This is a genomic window from Acidimicrobiia bacterium, from assembly GCA_035651955.1.
Taxonomy (GTDB): Bacteria; Actinomycetota; Acidimicrobiia; order IMCC26256; family JAMXLJ01; genus JAMXLJ01.
The window spans coordinates 114,957-131,684 of record DASRES010000015.1; the positions used below are offsets into that span (position 1 = coordinate 114,957).

Sequence of the window (16,728 nt, forward strand, 5' to 3'; positions counted from 1 at the left end):
TGGGATGCCGGACCCCTTGCTGCGGCGGTTGCTCGACGAGCGTGAGATCCGCGACGTGCTCATGCGCTACTGCCGCGGGATCGACCGCATGGACGTCGAGCTCGTCCGGTCCTGCTACCACGACGACGCGACCGACTCCCACGGCTCGTTCCGCGGCACGGTCGACGAGTTCGTCACGTGGGTGTGGCGCGTCCTCGAGCGCTACACCTCGACGATGCATCTCCTCGGCAACGTGCTCGTCGAGCACGTGAACGACGACGTCGCGCACGTCGAGAGCTACGGCATCGCGTTCCATCACACGGAGGGCGGCGAGGAGCGCGGCAACCTCGTGACCGGGTTCCGCTACGTCGACGACTTCGAACGCCGCGACGTCGACGGCACGCCGTCGTGGCGGATCGCGCGCAGGACCGCGGTCACCGAGTGGGTACGCGTCGCGCGCGCCGACGATGCGTGGCCGATCCCGGCCGGGATGATCACGGGCCGGCGTGATCGCGGCGATCCCGTCTACCGCGACGCCGGCGTTCGCGGCGGGCGCTGACGCCGGTGGCCTCCCGCTTTCCTCGCGGCCCGCGCGGCGCGCGCCGCCTGACCCCCGTCGAGCTGGCCGAGGCCGCGGTCCTCATCGACGTCTCGCTCGTGCTGTGCGTGCTCGGCTGGCTGCTGCCGTACGGCGGCGCATTCTTCGTGACGTCCGCGGTGCCCGTCGTGGCGCTCGCGGCCCGTCAGCGGCTGCGGGCCGTGGTCGTCGGCCTCGTCGCGGGGTGCGCGCTCGCGTTCATCGTGGGCGGCACCGGGCTCACGATCAGCTTCGTCGAGTTCGGCGTGCTCGGGGCGTTCGTCGGATGGGGGAGACGGCGCGCATGGGGCCGGGCGCGCACCGTCGCCGTCACCGTCGCGGTCGTCTGGCCGATCGGCGCGGCAATCACCGTCGCCGCGCTGCAGGTGTTCTCGGACCTGCGCCGGCTCACGTTCGACCAGGTCCGGAACTCGTGGTCGGGCGTCGCGCGCATCCTGCGCAACCTCGGCTTCGAGCAGCTCGCGCACGCCGGCGACGTCGTCGTGTCGTGGTCGATCCGCCACTGGTACTTCGTCGTTCCCGCGGTCGAGGCCCTGGTGCTCATTGCGGTCACCTGGGTCGCGCAGACGCTGTCTCATGCGGTCGTGCCGCGCGTCGTCGTCGGCCGCCCGCACGCGCGCCTCGGCATCACCGACCGCGACGGCCGTCGCGGAACGAGCACCTCCGACGGACAGGCCGGACCCGTCCCCGCGCGGCTCGTCGACGTCACGTTCCGCTATCCCGGCGAGGCGCGCGCCGCGCTCGACCGCGTCTCGTTGACGGTCGAGACCGGACGGTTCGTCGCCGTGACCGGTCCGAACGGCGCCGGGAAGTCGAGCCTGTCGCGCGTCCTGGCCGGCGCGGCGCTCGAGTCGGGCACGATCGAGCGGCCGGGTGCAGTCGCACTCGGACGGCCCCACGGCACCGCGATGCTGTTCCAGCGGCCCGAGAGCCAGGTGCTCGGCGTGCGTGTCCGCGACGACGTCGTGTGGGGGCTCCGGTACGACGACGCGACTGCCGTCGACGTCGATGCACTCCTCGCGCAGGTCGGGCTCGCGGGGCTGGCCGACCGCGAGACCTCGACGCTGTCCGGTGGCGAGCTCCAACGACTCGCGCTGGCGAGCGCCCTTGCACGCGCGCCCGCGCTCCTCGTGTCGGACGAGTCGACCGCGATGGTCGACACCGCGGGCCGTCGGCGCCTGCTCGACCTGCTGCGGGGTCTCACCTCACGCGGCACGACGGTTGTCCACGTGACGCACCGCTACGGCGAGATCGACCCCGGCGACGGGCTGCTGCGCGTCGAGCGGGGGCGCGTCATCGCCGGCGCGGCGCCGCCGCCGTCACCCGAGGCGACGATCGCGGTGCCGGTCGCGGGTCCCGGCGCGCCGGTCCTGGAGGTGCGCGACGCCGGGTTCGTGTACTCGCCGGGCACGCCCTGGGAGCACCGCGCGCTGCAACACGTCACGACGACCGTGCGCGAGGGCGAGACCGTCCTCGTGCTCGGCGCGAACGGCTCCGGGAAGTCGACGCTCGCGTGGCTGCTCGCGGGGTTGCTCCACCCGACCGAGGGCGAGGTCCTCCTCGATGGCGACGCGGCGACCCGCCACGTGGGTGCGGTCGGGCTCGCGTTCCAGCACGCGCGGCTGCAGCTCCTCCGGCCGACCGTGCGCGGCGAGCTCGCCGTCGTCGCGCCCGACGAGGGCTCGCTCGTGCGGGCGCTGGCCGAGGTCGGGCTGGACGCCTCGATCGCGGGCCGGCCGATCGACGCGCTCTCGGGTGGGCAGCAGCGTCGCGCCCTCCTCGCCCGACTGCTCGCGACCGGGACCCGTGTGCTCGTCCTCGACGAGCCGTTCGCCGGTCTCGACGACGACGCGCGGGTCGCCCTGGCGCAGGTCCTCGCCCGGCTGCGCGCGACGCGCGCCGTCGCGACGGTCGTCGTGTCGCACGACCTCGACGACGCCGTGCCGTTCGCAGACCGCGTCGTCGGGCTGCGCGACGGCCGTCTCGTGCTCGACGAGCCGGTTGGGTCGTTCGACCGCTCCGCGGTCTCGGAGCTCGTCGCGGACGTGCGTCCATGAGCGCGAGGACGCGTGACGTCCACGTCTTCCGCTACGTCGCGGTCGACTCACCCGTCCACCGGCTGTGGGCCGGCACGAAGCTGCTCGCCGTCGCCGGCGCGGGCGTCGCGTTGTCGCTGCGCCCCGAGTGGCCCGCGATCGCGCTGGTCGGCGCGCTCGTCGTGGCCGGCGCGCTCGTCGCGCGGCTGCCGGGCGGCGTGCTCCCGCGCGTCCCGCGCTGGTTCGTCGTGCTGCTCCTTCTCGGTGGCGCTGCGGCTGCGCTCGCGTCGACGAAGCCGCCCTACGTCACGGTGCTCGGCATCTCGTGGAGCGGCGGCGCGCTCGAGCAGTGGGTGAGGTTCTTCGTGCTCGGCGTCGTCCTGCTCGGCGCGGCCGCGCTCGTCACGTGGACGACGAACATGGCCGAGCTCGCGCCCGCCATCCGCGCGCTGCTCACGCCGCTGGGCTGGGTGCGCGTCCCCGTCGACGACATGGCCGTGACGATCGCGCTGTGCGCACGCTGCCTGCCGCTGCTGCTCGACGATTCGCGCACGATGCTCGCCGCGCGGCGGCTGCGCCCGCGCCCGTACTACGACAGCCGGCGCGCCCGCTTCCGGGCCGAGCTGCGCGAGCCCGTCGACCTCCTCGTCGCCGCGCTGACCGTCTCACTGCGGCGCGCGCACGAGCTCGCCGACGCGATGGAGGCGCGCGGAGGCACCGCGAACGTCACGACGGGCCGCTCGCGGATCGCGAGCCGCGACGTCATCGCGCTCGCGATCGTCGCCGCGGTGCTGACCGCCGCGATCCTCGTCCCGATCTAGGACGCGGTCGGGGAACTCGGGTCGGCGCTGGGGGATCGTCGAGCCCGAACGAAGACCTCTCTCGCACGACGGCGACCGGTGCGGGGCGCGTCGCACTTCCCGATCACGGTCCACCCCGCCGCCGCGATCGCGCGGCTGGCGAGACGGACGCCGTGCTCGATGTCTTCGTCGGACGCGGCCAGCGTCCCCCGGCGGAGCTCGAACGTCGGCTTCACGAGCGCGACGAGATCCGCATCGGGCGCGATGCGGCACCCCGCCAACTGCCGCACAGCCTCAGCGAGCGCGAGATGGCCGATGTCGATCGTGACGACATCGATCGTGTCCGGCACCGTTTCGTGGTCGAGCGCGGCGAAGTTCGTCCGTTCGAGGTTGACGACACGCTCGTCCACACGCAGCACGCCGCGGAGCTGGCCGACGCCGACCTCGACGGCGTACACGCGGCGGGCGCCCCGTTCGAGCAGGACCGTCGTGAAGCCGCCGGCGTTCGCGCCGGCGTCGAGCGCGACGCGCCCCGCGACGACGAGGTCGAACGCGTCCAGCGCGTCAGCGAGCTTGCGCGCACCGCGCAGCCGTCGCGGTTCCTGCACACGGACCGACGCGTCCGCGCGCACGAGCGCTCGTGGATTCGCGACGACACGACCGTCCACGAACACGCGACCGTCGGTGACGGCGCTGGGCTCGACGTCGGGTCGTACGCGTGCGAGCAGGTGGACGAGCGCGACGAAGCGCGCCCGACGTCGTCTCGGCATGTGGCCTCCCGGGACTCGGCTCCGACGAGGGACCGAGCCCGGCGGGGGGCCACGCGCCCGGGCGGCGACTCACACGTAACGGAACGGCACAGCGCCAGGATGCACGCCGCGCGTGACGACGGCAACCGCGGTCCCGCGGGACCGCCGGTCCACGAGTCCTAGACGGACTGCAGCTCCTGGACGAGTCCCGCCAGGCGGCGCTCGGTGAGCTCCGGCATCGTGGCGAACGCGACGTGCGCGTAGTGCGTGCCGGCGGCGTCGACGCGCGACCCGACGACGAGCGCGCGCACCGTCAGCATCGCGTCCGCATCCGCGAGCCCCGGGTCGTCACGAAGGTCGATCGTCTCGGGATCGACGACGTCGAGCTCGACCACGTCGCCGACCGACAGGTCGACGCCCGCGAGCAGCATGCCGCCCTGTCCGAGGTCGCACGCGCGGCCGGGGAGCGTCGGGTCGACACCGTTGGGTCGCAAGCGCTGGACGCGTACCGGCAGGCGGCACGCGACCCGCGGGTGCGCGCGACGTTCGCGCACGTCGAGGACGCGCGGGCGCGTGCACTCGACCCACGTCGTGCCGGACTGCACGAGCGTGGCGGGCGCGGCCCACACGCGCCCGTCGTTCAGCACCTCGAGCCGCAGCGCGCGTCCCGCGACCCAGTCGCCAGGCAGCGCGTCGACGAGCCGGATCCGCACCGTCCGCCCGGTCGTGAGCGCGACGACACCGAGGCACACGTCCTCCGCGCGCTCGGGGTCGACGAGGCGGACGTGGTTGCCCGTCGCGAGCAACGTCGTCGCGGACGGCGGGACGGGCTCCTTCGTCAGCATGCGTGCGCTCCCCTCCGGTCGGACCCCGGACCGGGCCAGGCTAGCGACGTCCGCGCCCCCCGTCGGACGCCGCGCGCGCACCGTGAGGATCTAGAGCTTCGCGAGCTCTGCGCGCAGCTGGTCGAGCCCCATGGGGCCGAGGTCGAGCGCGGCGCGGTGGAACGCCTTGAGGTCGAACGCGTCACCGTGGCGCGCCCGGGCGTCGTCGCGCGCCGCGAGCCAGACCCGCTCGCCGACCTTGTAGCTGATCGCCTGGCCCGGCCACCCGAGGTACCGGTCGACCTCGCTGGCCATGAACTCCTCCGGGAAGCGGCTGCGCTCGATCACGAACGGGAGGGCGAGCTCCGGGGTCCAACGCTCGCCCGGGTGGTACCGCTCGTCACTGGGGATCGGCAGCTCGAGGTGCATGCCGATGTCGACGACGACGCGCACCGAGCGCATGGCCTGCGCGCGCAGCATCCCGAGCTCGTAGTCGGGCACGTCGAGGTAGCCGAGCTCGCCCATGAGCCGCTCCGCGTACAGCGCCCAGCCCTCGCCGTGCCCGCTCGTCCACCCGATCGTGCGTTGGAACCGCGTGAGCTGATCCGCGAGGAAGACGACCTGCGCGACCTGCAGGTGATGACCCGGGACGCCCTCGTGGTACGCGATCGAGACCTCGCCCCACAGCGGGAAGCGCGTGCGTCCCTGGGTCGGATACCAGGTGCGACCGGGACGGGAGAAGTCCTCGGCGGGCGGTGTGTAGTACATGGCGGCCGCGCCGCCGGGCGGGGCGATCATCGCCTCGACCGTCTTCACGGGCTCGGGGATGTCGAAGTGCACGCCGTCGAGCTCCGCGATCGTGCGGTCCATCAGGTCCTGCAGCCAGCGGCGCAGGTTCTCCTCGCCCTCGATCGCGCGACCCGGGTCGCGCTCGAGGAGGTCGATGACCTCGCCGACGCTCGCGCCCGGGAGGATGCGCTCGCCGACCCTCGCCATCTGGTCCTCGATCCGGTGCAGCTCCTCCCAGCCCCACGCGTACGTCTCGTCGAGGTCGAGCTTGGTGCCCGTGAACGACTCCGCCCAGCTCGCGTACCGGTCGGGGCCGACGGCGTCACGCTCGTCGGCGCGCGGGGCGTACTCGTCACGCAGGTAGCGGGCGAGCGCGGCGTACGCATCGGTCGCGGCGTCGACGCGCGCCGCGAGCTCGCGGCGCGCGGTCGCGTCGGCCCGGCCGGTCGCGTCGTAGCGCTCGAGCAGCCGCGCGAAGAACGGCGTCGTGCCGTCCTCGAGGCCGCCCCATCCCGCGGCCTGCTCCGCGCAGGCCAGCGCCTGACGACGGGCGGCGACGACGCCGCGCCGGATGCCTGCGTCGAGCGACTCGCGGAGGCTCTGCAGCGCCGCGGGAACGCGCGCAACGCGCGCGGACACCGTCTCCCAGTCGTCGTCCGTGTCGTACGCCATGAGGTCGAAGCACTGGCGCACGCCCTGTACCGGGCTGCCGATGACGCGCAGGTCGCGCAGGCGCTCGCCCATGTCGTGCTGCGCGAGCGCGACCTGCAGCCGCTCGCGCATGACGTCGGCCGCGACGCGGTCGCGGTCGTCGCGCACGTCGGCGGCGTCGAGCGCGGCGAGCGCGTGGCGGTCGGCGTCCGCGCGCTCGTCGGCCGCGGCGGGGGAGTAGTCGGTCATCTCGTCGTCGTGGCCGCGGATGCCGTAGTCCGTGGCGCTCACGGGATCGAGACGGGCGAACGTCTCCACGTACTCGTCGGCGACGTCGAACACGGTGGGCATGGGGAAAGTCTCCCATGGGAGGATGGCCGTCATGCCGAAGAGCTCATCCCGCACCCGGCGTGAGACGGATTCCATGGGCGCGATCGACGTGCCGGCGGACCGGTACTGGGGCGCGCAGACGCAACGGTCGCTGCACCACTTCTCGATCGCCGACGACCACATGCCCGCCGCGGTGATCCGCTCGATGGCCGTGCTCAAGAAGGCCGCCGCGCTCGTCAACCGGGACCTCGGCAAGCTGAGCGACGACGAGGCGCGGCTCATCGTGCAGGCCGCTGACGAGATCATCGCGGGGGAGCACGACGAGGAGTTCCCCCTCTACGTCTGGCAGACCGGCAGCGGCACGCAGACGAACATGAACGTGAACGAGGTGATCTCGAACCGCGCGATCGAGCTTGCCGACGGCGAGCGCGGGTCGAAGCACCCGATCCACCCGAACGACCACGTCAACATGTCGCAGTCGTCGAACGACACGTTCCCGACCGCGATGAACATCGCGGCGGTCGAGGAGGTGACGCACCGGCTGATCCCGTCGGTGCGCGCGCTGCGCGACTCGCTCGACGCGCGCGCCCGCGACTTCGCCGACATCGTGAAGATCGGCCGTACGCACCTCCAGGACGCCGTCCCGCTCACGCTCGGTCAGGAGTTCAGCGGTTACGTCGCGCAGCTCGACGCCGACATCGAGCGATTGCAGACGGTGTTGCCGTCGCTGTACGAGCTCGCGATCGGCGGCACGGCCGTCGGCACGGGGATCAACACGCACCCCGAGTTCGCCGAACGCGCCGCGGCGAAGATCGCCGAGCTGACCGGCCTGCCGTTCGTGTCCGCGCCGAACAAGTTCGCCGCCCTCGCCGCGCACGACGGGCTGGTGATGGCGAGCGGCGCATTGCGCACGCTCGCGGTGTCGCTGATGAAGATCGCCAACGACGTTCGCTGGCTCGGCTCCGGCCCGCGCGCCGGCATCGGCGAGCTGTCGCTGCCCGAGAACGAGCCCGGGTCGTCGATCATGCCGGGCAAGGTCAACCCGACGCAGTCCGAAGCGATGACGATGGTGTGCGTGCAGGTGATCGGCAACGACACCGCGGTCGCCATGGCCGGCTCGATGGGCAACTTCGAGCTCAACGTCTTCAAGCCCGTGATGATCTTCAACTTCCTGCACTCGGTGGACATGCTCACCGACGTGTGTCGCACGTTCCGCGAGTTCTGCATCGACGGGCTGCAACCGAACCGCGAGCGCATCGACGAGCACGTCCGCCAGTCGCTCATGCTGGTGACCGCGCTGAGCCCCGTCATCGGGTACGACAAGGCGGCCGAGATCGCGAAGAAGGCCCACCACGAGGGGACGACGTTGCGCGACGCCGCGCTCGCGCTCGGCTACCTCACCGGCGACGAGTTCGACGCCGCCGTCCGCCCCGAGGACATGGTCCACCCGAAGGCGTAGCCGCCCAGCGTCTCGTTCTGTGCAGCGTCATCCACACCATGTGTGTCTGACGCTTTCGAAGAGCACCGGGCACGCAGGACACCGGCCGGGTGCGCGTGGCAGGCTCGCAATCCCTCCCTCGGCGTGCGACGTACCGCGAGACGCCGAACCGACGGACGAAGGAGCCGACGTGACCATCTACGACACGCCCGTGCGCACGCTCGGGGGCACCGCCGCCTCGCTCGCCGACTACAAGGGCAAGGCGCTGCTGATCGTCAACGTCGCCTCGCAGTGCGGCCTGACGCCCCAGTACACGGGGCTGCAGCAGCTGCACGAGACCTACGGCGCCCGTGGGTTCGAGGTGCTCGGCTTCCCGTGCAACCAGTTCGGCGCGCAGGAGCCCGGGACACCCGACGAGATCGCGGAGTTCTGCTCGACGAACTACTCGGTCACGTTCCCACTGTTCGAGAAGATCGAGGTCAACGGGCCGGGCCGGCACCCGCTGTACGAGCAGCTGACCGCGACCGCCGACGGCGAGGGCAACGCCGGCGACGTGCAGTGGAACTTCGAGAAGTTCCTGATCTCGCCGGACGGCGAGGTGGTCGCCCGCTTCCGTCCCCTCGTCGCGCCGGACGACGCGCAGCTGACGAGCGCGATCGAGGAGCAGCTGCCGGCGTCGTAGCGACCCGCGGCGCCCGTCAGGCGAGCGCCGCGTACGGCGGTGCGGGGTCGTACTCCATCATCTTGCGGACACCGCGCGCGTGGTCGACGTCGTAGATCTGACCGACGACCCACAACGCCATGTCGATGCCCGCCGACACGCCCGCCGCGGTGACGACGTTGCCGTCGCGCACATAGCGCGCGTCATCGACGACGTCGACGCCGCGTTCGCGCAACGTGTCGACCATGGCCCAGTGTGTCGTGACGCGGCGCTCGTCGACGAGGCCGGCCGCGTGCAGGAGCAGCGCTCCTGTGCACACGCTCGTCACCCACGTGGCGGCAGCCGCGGCGCCGGCGAGCCAGCGGAGGAGCACCGGGTTGTCCACCTCGCGTCGCGTGCCGAACCCGCCCGGGACGACGACGACGTCGAGGTCGGGCGCGTCCGCGAAGGTGTGATCGGGGAGGATGCGCAGCCCCAGGTTCGCGGCGACGGGCTCGGCGCGCTCGGCGATGGTGACGACGCGGTCGCCGTCGCGGCGGGCCATCGCGAACACCTCCCACGGCCCGACGCAGTCGAGCTCCTCCATGCCCGGGAACACGAGGATGCCGGTCGTCAGCGCCATCACGCGCTCTCCTCCACTCGGCGGAACCGATTGCGGTACTCGCGCGGTGACACACGCAGCGTGCGCAGGAACGTGCGCCGCATGGTCTCCGCCGTCCCGAAGCCACATGACCTCGCGACGGCGTCGACCGACTCGTCGGTGTCCTCCAGCGCGCGCCGCGCGGCGTCGACGCGGGCGCGCTCCACGAACCGGGCCGGCGTCGTGCCCGTGTCCCGACGGAACACCCGCGCGAAGTGCCGCGGGCTCATCGCCGCGTGCGCCGCGAGACGCTCGACGGTCAGTACCTCGTCGAGGTGATCGACCATCCACGCGTGGACGTCACGCACCGTCGCCTGGTCCGAGAACTGCCCCGCGAGGTGCGCGCTGAACTGCGACTGCCCGCCCGGCCGCTTCACGAACACGACGAGCTGTCGCGCGATGCGCATCGCGACCGCGCGGCCGTGATCCTCCTCGACCATCGCGAGCGCGAGGTCGATGCCGGCGGTCACGCCGGCCGACGTCCACACCTCGCCGTCGCGCACGAAGATCGCGTCCGGTTCCACCGTGATCGACGGATGGAGTCGTGCGAGCAGCTCGCACGACCGCCAGTGCGTCGTCGCGCGACGCCCGTCGAGAAGCCCGGCCGCAGCGAGCACGAACGCGCCCGTGCACACCGACGCGACCCGCCGGCTGCGCGCCGCGACATGGCGGACCGACGCGACGACCGCCGTGTCGCCGGCCGCCGCACGCGTGCCCGGACCGCCGGCGACCACGAGCGTGTCGACCGGCCCGTGCACTTCGGCCAGCGCGCGGTCCGCGACGAGCCCGAGCCCGCTCGACGACCGGACCACGCCTGCGACCGGCGCGACGACCTCGACCCGTGCGTCGCCGGCGGCGGCGAACACCTCGGTGGGTCCCGTCACGTCGAGCGACTGGACCCCGGGGAAGGCGAGCATCACGACGCGGCGCACCGGGCCAGCTTGCGCCCCTCCGCGCCTGGCCGCAATGACGAAGACCCCACCGATCCTGCCATCGGCCGGACCGACCGCCGGCCCGGACGGCGAGCTCCGGCTCGCCCCGCTCTCGGTCCGGGGCGGCGTGGATGCCCTGAGAGGGGCACCTCCGGCGTGACCCGCTGTTGGCCGGCGTCGCCGCTGGCCGACCCCCGGCGCGCCCCCCTCCCGGTGCGGGGCGGCGCAAGAAGACAGGGAATGCCAGTACCCGCCCGCTCGTTGGATCGGTGACCATCAAACGTTCAACGAGGTGAGGCTCTCATGGCGGACTACGCCGAGAACCAGATCGAGACCCTGGCGCTCCCGCTCCTCCCGCTCACGACGGGCGTCGTGCTGCCCCAGATGGTCGTCACGCTCGCCCTCGAGACCGACGAGGCGAAGCAGGTCGCCCGAGCGGCCACGCAGGGTGAGCGCCTGCTGCTCCTCGTGCCCCGGATCGACGGGCGCTACGCGCGCGTCGGCACCGTCGCGCGCATCGAGAACGACGGCGAGCTCCCGAACGGCATCGGCGCGCTCGTGCTGCGCGGCCTGTACCGCGCGGTCGTCGGCGTCGGCGTCCCGGGCACCGGTGACGTGCTGTGGGTCGAGGCCGAGCCCGTCGAGGACGGGGAGCCGACCGAGCGAGCGCGCGAGCTCGCGCGCGAGTACCGCGCGGTCGTCTCGGCGATCGCGGACCGCCTGCACTCGCGCCGCCTCGTCGAGGTCCTCGCCGGGGTGACCGACCCGGGCGCGCTCGCCGACACGGTCGGCTGGTGGCCCGAGCTCCCCTTCGAGCAGAAGATCGAGGCGCTGGAGACGATCGACGTCGAGGAGCGGCTCGAGAAGGTCGTCCAGTGGGCGCGCGACGCCCTCGGCGAGCTCGAGCTCGCGGAGAAGATCCGCAGCGACGTGAGCGAGGGGATGGAGAAGACGCAGCGGGAGTACCTGCTGCGCCAGCAGCTCGCCGCGATCAAGAAGGAGCTCGGTGACGGCGACGACGGCGACGTCGTCGAGGAGTACCGGCGAAAGATCGCGCAATCGAAGATGCCCGACGCGGCGCGCGAGGCGGCGACCCGCGAGGTCGACCGGCTCGAGCGGATGAGCGAGCAGAGCCCCGAGCACGGCTGGGTGCGGACGTGGCTCGACACGGTCGTCGAGCTGCCGTGGGGCGAGCTCTCGGAGGAGAACCTCGACGTGCGCGACGCGCGCGCCGTCCTCGACGCCGACCACACGGGGCTCGACGACGTGAAGGAGCGCATCGTCGAGTACCTCGCGGTGCGCAAGCTCCGCGCCGACCGCGGCCTCACCGACGAGGGCGGTCGCGGCAACGGGTTGATCCTGTCGCTCGTCGGTCCCCCGGGTGTGGGCAAGACGTCGCTCGGCGAGTCGGTCGCGCGCGCCACGAACCGCAAGTTCGTGCGCGTCGCGCTCGGCGGCGTGCGCGACGAGGCCGAGATCCGCGGCCACCGGCGGACGTACGTCGGGTCGATCCCCGGCCGCATCGTGCGCGCGATCAAGGAGGCGGGGACGATGAACCCGGTCGTCCTCCTCGACGAGGTCGACAAGCTCGGTGCCGACTGGCGTGGCGATCCGACCTCGGCGTTGCTCGAGGTCCTCGACCCGGCCCAGAACCACACCTTCCGTGATCACTACCTCGAGATCGAGCTCGACCTCTCGAACGTGCTGTTCCTCGCGACGGCGAACGTCGCGGACACGATCCCGGGGCCGTTGCTGGACCGCATGGAGGTCGTGCGGCTCGACGGCTACACGGAGGACGAGAAGGTCGCGATCGCCCGCGACCACCTCTTCGGCCGTCAGCTCCGGCGCAACGGTCTCACCGCGGACGAGGTCTCCGTCACGGACGACGCGCTCCGCACGATCGTCACGGACTACACGCGTGAGGCCGGTGTGCGCGGTCTGGAGCGTGAGCTCGCGAAGCTGCTCCGGAAGGTCGCCGCGTCGCGCGCGGCGGGGGAGAGCGACGAGCCCGTCACGATCGAGCCCGGCGACGTCGCGCGCTACCTCGGGCGGGCCCGGTTCTTCGCCGAGGAGGCCGCGGCGCGCACGGCGACGGCCGGTGTCGCCACGGGGCTCGCGGTCACCGGCGCGGGCGGCGACGTCCTCTTCATCGAGGCGACGTCCACGCCCGGCGACGCAGGCCTGACGCTCACCGGTCAGCTCGGCGACGTCATGAAGGAGTCGGCGACCATCGCGCGGTCGTACGTGGGTGCGCACGCAGAGGAGCTCGGGATCGATCCCGACGCGCTGCAGCGGCACTTCCACGTGCACGTCCCCGCGGGGGCGGTGCCCAAGGACGGGCCGTCCGCCGGCGTGACGATGACCACCGCGCTGGTGAGCCTGCTCACCGGTCGCCCCGTCCGCAGCGACGTCGGCATGACGGGCGAGGTCACCTTGCAGGGGCGTGTGCTGCCGATCGGCGGCGTCAAGCAGAAGGTCCTCGCGGCCGAGCGGGCCGGGCTCACCACGGTGATCCTCCCGTCCCGCAACGGTCCCGACCTCGACGACGTCCCCGAGCCGGTGCGCGAGCGGATGACCTTCCACCTCGCGGAGGACGTGAAGGACGTCCTCGCAGTCGCGCTCGACGACGCCACGCCCTCGATGTCCGCCGCCGCGGCCTGACCCCTCATCTTGTGTGGATTCGCCGGCTCACGCCCGGCGAATCCACACAAGTCAGGGAGTGCTGCCGTTCGACGCGGAGGGGAGCAGGCGCTCCGACAGGTCGCCGAGCTCCGACGCGGGGCCGAAGTACGTGACCTGACCCTTGTTCAGGACCGCGACGTCGTCGGCCAGGCTGAGCGCGTGGTGGACGTGCTGCTCGACGAGCAGGAGCGCGGTGCCCTGGTCGCGCACGTTCGCGAGCGTCTTGTACACCTCGTCGACGACGATCGGCGCGAGGCCGAGCGAGAGCTCGTCCGCGATGAGCAGCCGCGGGGGGTTCACGAGGACGCGTGCGAGCGCGAGCATGCGCTGCTCACCACCCGACAGCGTCGCCGCGAGCTGCTTGCGCCGCTCACCCATCCGCGGGAACAGCTCGTACGCGCGTTGCACCGCGTCCATCGTGCGCTTCTTCCCCAGCTCACGCCGGAACGCGAGCGTGAGGTTCTCCTCGACGGTCAGCGACGCGAACAGCGACCGGCCCTCGGGCGCGTGCGCGATCCCGAGCCGGGCGACCCGGTACGTGCGCATGCCCGTGATGTCGTTGCCCTCGAACAGGAGCTTGCCCGAGGTGGGCTTGACGAGGCCGGACGCGACGCGCGCGATCGTCGTCTTCCCCGCACCGTTCGCGCCGAGCAGCGCGACGACGCGCCCGGGCTCGATCCGCAGCGACACGTCGAACAACGCGCGGAACGGGCCGTAGCCGGCGTCGATGTCGCGCAGCTCGAGCAGCGGCGTGGCCGTGAGCGTGGCGGTCACACGAGCTCCCCGAGGTAGGCCTTGCGCACGGCGGCGTCGCCGAGCACCTCGTCGGTCGTGCCCTCGGCGATCAGCGTGCCGAAGTCGAGCACGTACAGGCGCGTCACGAAGCGCTGCACCATCTCGACGTCGTGCTCGACGAGGAGGATCGCGGTGCCGCGCTCGCGTTGCACGGCTTCGAGCGTGTTCACGAGCTCGTCGGTCTCGTGCCGGTCGAGCCCGGACGACGGCTCGTCGAGCAGCAGGAGCTTCGGCTCCGTCATGAGCGCGCGCCCGACCTCGACGAGCCGGCCCCGCCCGAGGCTCAACGCCTCGATCGGGCGGTCGGCGACGTCGGACAGCCCGAGCAGCGCGAGCGTCTCGTCGGTGCGGGCGATCTCGTCGTCCTTCGGCCCACCCAGGTTCAGGACGTCCTTCCACAGCCGGCCGTCGCCGCGTCGCGAGCGCTCGGCGACGAGCAGGTGATCGCGCACGGTGAGCCCGGAGAACAGCTCGATGCGCTGGAACGTCCGCCCGAAGCCGAGCCGCGACCGCTTGTAGACGGGGAGGCGGGTGATGTTCCGCCCGTCGAACTCGACTCGTCCGCCGTCGGGGCGCAGGAGGCCGAGCAGGCAGTTGAAGAACGTCGTCTTCCCCGCGCCGTTCGGGCCGATGAGGCCGACCGCCTCCGCGGCCTCGACGCGCAGCGTGACGCGGTCGAGCGCGGTGATGCCGGCGAAGCGCTTCGTGACGTCCGTCGCGTTGAGCAGGCTCATGGCTTCGCTCCACGGCCGGCTCGCCCGCGCTTCGAGTACGCGCCTCCGCGCTTGGCCGCCTTCTCGCCGACCGTGCCGACCGCACCCTCGGGCAGCGGCGGCAGCGAGCCGCCACCCGCGGCTGCGTGCGCGGGCTCGACGGGCGCCTCCTCGGCCTGCTTCTTGCCGAGCTTCGAGAACTGGCGCTGGAAGAACGCGAGCGACTGCCGCTTGTTCGCCTCGAGGATCCCTTCGGGATGGCGCGCGTACGTGATGGCGCCGAGGCCGAACAGGATCGGCTCCCAGCTCGCGTTGACCCCCAGGCGCTTCAGGATCTCGCCGACGAGGACGAAGCCGATCGCGGCCTGGATCGCGCCCTCGACGGTGCGCGACCCCAGGGTGACGACGAGGACCACCCACAACAGGCCGAAGAAGTACCCGTAGTCGGCCGGCTGCGCGACACCGCTCTGGGTGACGAGCATCCCGCCACCGAGCCCTGCGATCCCGGCCGACAGCGCGAACGCGACGATGCGTGCACGCGTCGGGTTGATCCCGATCGACTGCGCGGCGGTCTCACTGCCGCGCAACGCGTCGAGGAACCGACCGGTCGTGCCGTTGCGCACGAAGATCACGAAGATGCTCATGATGATGAGCACGATCAGCGCGAAGAAGAAGAACGACTTGTTGCTCGCGAGATCGAACGGGCCGATCACTGGTCTCGGGACACGCAGCGGCGCGCGCCCGTGCCCGACCCAGTCGAGCGGCACGAAGATGTTCTCCCACATCAGCGCGAACGCGAACGTGGCCAGCGCGAGGTAGATGCCGCCGAGGCGCAGGATCGGTATCGCGAGGAGACCGCCGACGATCGCGGCGACGATCGCGCCGATCACCATCGTCAGGAGGACGGGCATCCCCTGGCTGTGCACGAGCTGCGCGGTCGTGAACGCGCCCATGCCTGCGAACGCGGCCTGGCAGAGCGAGATCTGCCCGGCCATGCCGGTGATGACCGTGAACGACAGGAACACGATGCCGAGGACGACGGCCTGGGTGCCGAGCAGCAGCCAGTAGTTGTCCTGCATGATGTACGCGATCGCGGCGACGCCGACGACGACGCCGAAGATGCGCGTGGCCCACGTGAGCGCGCGCGTGCGCTCGAGCGCGGCGAGGCCCGGTGGTGGCGGGTCGACGCCCGCGAGCGGGTCGGTCACCTCGCGCCGGTTGCGCAGGGCGGGCCAGAAGATGAGCAGCGCGAAGAGGATGACGAACGGCAGCGACGGCCGGAGTCCCTGGGCCAGGACGCTCGCGGGCGGCAGGTAGCCGCCGAGCAGGCCCTGCGCGATCCCGAGGAGGATGCCGCCGAGCAGCGTCATCGGGATGCTCTGCAACCGGCCGAACGCGGCGGCCGCGATCGCCGCGACGATCAGGATGTTGAAGTTGTCCGCGCTCACCTGCGCGAACAGCGGGGCGAGCAGGACGCCGGCGAGGCCGGCGACGAGGCTCGACAGCATCCACGCGAACGTCCCGACACGGCCGGCGTTGATGCCGTTCAGCTCGGTCATGCGCGAGCTCTCGACGACCGCGCGCATGCGCAACCCGATGGTGGTGAACCGGAACAGCGCGGTGAGCCCGATCGCGACGACCGCGGTCGCGATGATCGTCGCGACCTGGTCGCCGTTCAGCGAGTAGCTGCCGAAGTGGTAGACGGCGAAGTTGCTGCCCTGTGACGACGGCCAGATTCCCTCGACGCCGTAGCTGGGACTCTGACCGAACCACAACCCGACGATCTGCGGCACCGCGACGAGGAGGCCGAGCGCGGCCACGAGTCTCGCGAGCTCCGAGGCGCCGCGCATGAACCGGAAGATGCACCGGTCGAAGATCAGGCCGACGAGCGGTCCGATCACGATGACCGCGAGCACGAACGCGGGGATGATCGGCCAGTTGTGGCGAACGTGCGTGTCGTAGTACACGGCCGCGGACACGAACGCCTGCGCACCGAACGCGAGGTTGAACACGCCCGACGTCTTGTAGGTCAGCACGAGACCGACCGCGACGAGCGCGAAGACACATCCGAAGGGGATGCCTCGCAGGACGTAGGAGATGAAGTCAGTCAC

General features: G+C 72.2%; 14 protein-coding genes. 6 read left to right on the plus strand and 8 right to left on the minus strand.

The annotated features are described in order from the left end of the window. The first annotated feature begins 4 nt into the window (after positions 1–4). Genes VFC33_04245 through VFC33_04255 form a run of 3 tightly spaced genes read left to right on the plus strand, consistent with a single transcriptional unit; the run spans position 5 to position 3,434 of the window. Positions 5–538: a nuclear transport factor 2 family protein gene (locus tag VFC33_04245; protein ID HZR12440.1), complete on the plus strand. Its 534-nt coding sequence runs from the start codon at positions 5–7 to the stop codon at positions 536–538. Between the two features lie 5 nt (positions 539–543). After that, positions 544–2,634 carry a DUF2232 domain-containing protein gene (locus VFC33_04250; protein HZR12441.1) on the plus strand — a complete coding sequence of 697 codons (2,091 nt, stop codon included), beginning with the start codon at positions 544–546 and terminating at the stop codon, positions 2,632–2,634. After that, entirely contained in the window at positions 2,631–3,434 is an 804-nt protein-coding gene (locus tag VFC33_04255) for an energy-coupling factor transporter transmembrane protein EcfT (GenBank protein ID HZR12442.1), read from the plus strand. The genes VFC33_04250 and VFC33_04255 overlap by 4 nt, the downstream gene beginning before the upstream one ends. On the opposite strand, the gene VFC33_04260 is transcribed toward VFC33_04255, so the two are convergent. The 3 genes from VFC33_04260 to VFC33_04270 form a co-directional block, all read right to left on the minus strand. Continuing rightward, on the minus strand, positions 3,431–4,183 hold the full coding sequence (locus VFC33_04260) for an SAM-dependent methyltransferase (protein HZR12443.1): 753 nt from the start codon (positions 4,181–4,183) through the stop codon (positions 3,431–3,433). The two genes, VFC33_04255 and VFC33_04260, sit on opposite strands and share 4 nt — an antisense overlap. Before the next feature lie 158 nt (positions 4,184–4,341). Beyond that, the gene (locus VFC33_04265; GenBank protein ID HZR12444.1) at positions 4,342–5,007 is read right to left on the minus strand and encodes a PilZ domain-containing protein; all 666 of its coding nucleotides are present in this window, start codon (positions 5,005–5,007) and stop codon (positions 4,342–4,344) included. 90 nt (positions 5,008–5,097) lie between these two features. Then, a complete protein-coding gene (locus tag VFC33_04270; GenBank protein HZR12445.1) occupies positions 5,098–6,777 on the minus strand; it encodes a DUF885 domain-containing protein in 1,680 nt (559 codons plus the stop codon). A 31-nt stretch (positions 6,778–6,808) separates the two neighbouring features. Here VFC33_04270 and fumC point away from each other — a divergent pair, with 31 nt between their 5' ends. Both fumC and VFC33_04280 read left to right on the plus strand, forming a co-directional pair. Then, complete coding sequence (gene fumC, locus VFC33_04275) at positions 6,809–8,215, plus strand: class II fumarate hydratase (GenBank protein ID HZR12446.1); 1,407 nt, start codon at positions 6,809–6,811, stop codon at positions 8,213–8,215. Between the two features lie 169 nt (positions 8,216–8,384). Next, entirely contained in the window at positions 8,385–8,876 is a 492-nt protein-coding gene (locus VFC33_04280; GenBank protein ID HZR12447.1) for a glutathione peroxidase, read from the plus strand. A 16-nt stretch (positions 8,877–8,892) separates the two neighbouring features. Here the strand turns inward: VFC33_04280 and VFC33_04285 are convergent, their stop codons facing one another. Beyond that, complete coding sequence (locus VFC33_04285) at positions 8,893–9,477, minus strand: DJ-1/PfpI family protein (GenBank protein ID HZR12448.1); 585 nt, start codon at positions 9,475–9,477, stop codon at positions 8,893–8,895. Next, positions 9,477–10,427, minus strand: a complete 951-nt coding sequence (locus tag VFC33_04290) for a GlxA family transcriptional regulator (protein HZR12449.1) — start codon at positions 10,425–10,427, stop codon at positions 9,477–9,479. Before VFC33_04290 ends, VFC33_04285 begins: the two co-directional genes overlap by 1 nt. Before the next feature lie 303 nt (positions 10,428–10,730). Between VFC33_04290 and lon the strand changes: the two genes are divergently transcribed. Beyond that, positions 10,731–13,088 carry an endopeptidase La gene (gene lon / locus VFC33_04295; GenBank protein ID HZR12450.1) on the plus strand — a complete coding sequence of 786 codons (2,358 nt, stop codon included), beginning with the start codon at positions 10,731–10,733 and terminating at the stop codon, positions 13,086–13,088. 51 nt (positions 13,089–13,139) lie between these two features. Here the strand turns inward: lon and VFC33_04300 are convergent, their stop codons facing one another. Genes VFC33_04300 through VFC33_04310 form a run of 3 tightly spaced genes read right to left on the minus strand, consistent with a single transcriptional unit; the run spans position 13,140 to position 16,728 of the window. Then, positions 13,140–13,883: an ABC transporter ATP-binding protein gene (locus VFC33_04300; GenBank protein ID HZR12451.1), complete on the minus strand. Its 744-nt coding sequence runs from the start codon at positions 13,881–13,883 to the stop codon at positions 13,140–13,142. Further along, a complete protein-coding gene (locus VFC33_04305) occupies positions 13,880–14,638 on the minus strand; it encodes an ABC transporter ATP-binding protein (GenBank protein HZR12452.1) in 759 nt (252 codons plus the stop codon). The genes VFC33_04300 and VFC33_04305 overlap by 4 nt, the downstream gene beginning before the upstream one ends. Next, on the minus strand, positions 14,635–16,728 hold the full coding sequence (locus VFC33_04310; protein ID HZR12453.1) for an ABC transporter permease: 2,094 nt from the start codon (positions 16,726–16,728) through the stop codon (positions 14,635–14,637). Before VFC33_04310 ends, VFC33_04305 begins: the two co-directional genes overlap by 4 nt.

Excerpts from the sequence above, each read along its gene's own strand:
- VFC33_04285 (HZR12448.1), bottom strand. The coding sequence starts at position 9,477 with ATGGCGCTGACGACCGGCATCCTCGTGTTCCCGGGCATGGAGGAGCTC.
- VFC33_04305 (HZR12452.1), bottom strand. The coding sequence starts at position 14,638 with ATGAGCCTGCTCAACGCGACGGACGTCACGAAGCGCTTCGCCGGCATC.
- VFC33_04260 (HZR12443.1), bottom strand. The coding sequence starts at position 4,183 with ATGCCGAGACGACGTCGGGCGCGCTTCGTCGCGCTCGTCCACCTGCTC.
- VFC33_04245 (HZR12440.1), top strand. The coding sequence starts at position 5 with ATGCCGGACCCCTTGCTGCGGCGGTTGCTCGACGAGCGTGAGATCCGC.
- fumC (HZR12446.1), top strand. The coding sequence starts at position 6,809 with ATGCCGAAGAGCTCATCCCGCACCCGGCGTGAGACGGATTCCATGGGC.
- VFC33_04265 (HZR12444.1), bottom strand. The coding sequence starts at position 5,007 with ATGCTGACGAAGGAGCCCGTCCCGCCGTCCGCGACGACGTTGCTCGCG.
- lon (HZR12450.1), top strand. The coding sequence starts at position 10,731 with ATGGCGGACTACGCCGAGAACCAGATCGAGACCCTGGCGCTCCCGCTC.
- VFC33_04270 (HZR12445.1), bottom strand. The coding sequence starts at position 6,777 with ATGCCCACCGTGTTCGACGTCGCCGACGAGTACGTGGAGACGTTCGCC.
- VFC33_04255 (HZR12442.1), top strand. The coding sequence starts at position 2,631 with ATGAGCGCGAGGACGCGTGACGTCCACGTCTTCCGCTACGTCGCGGTC.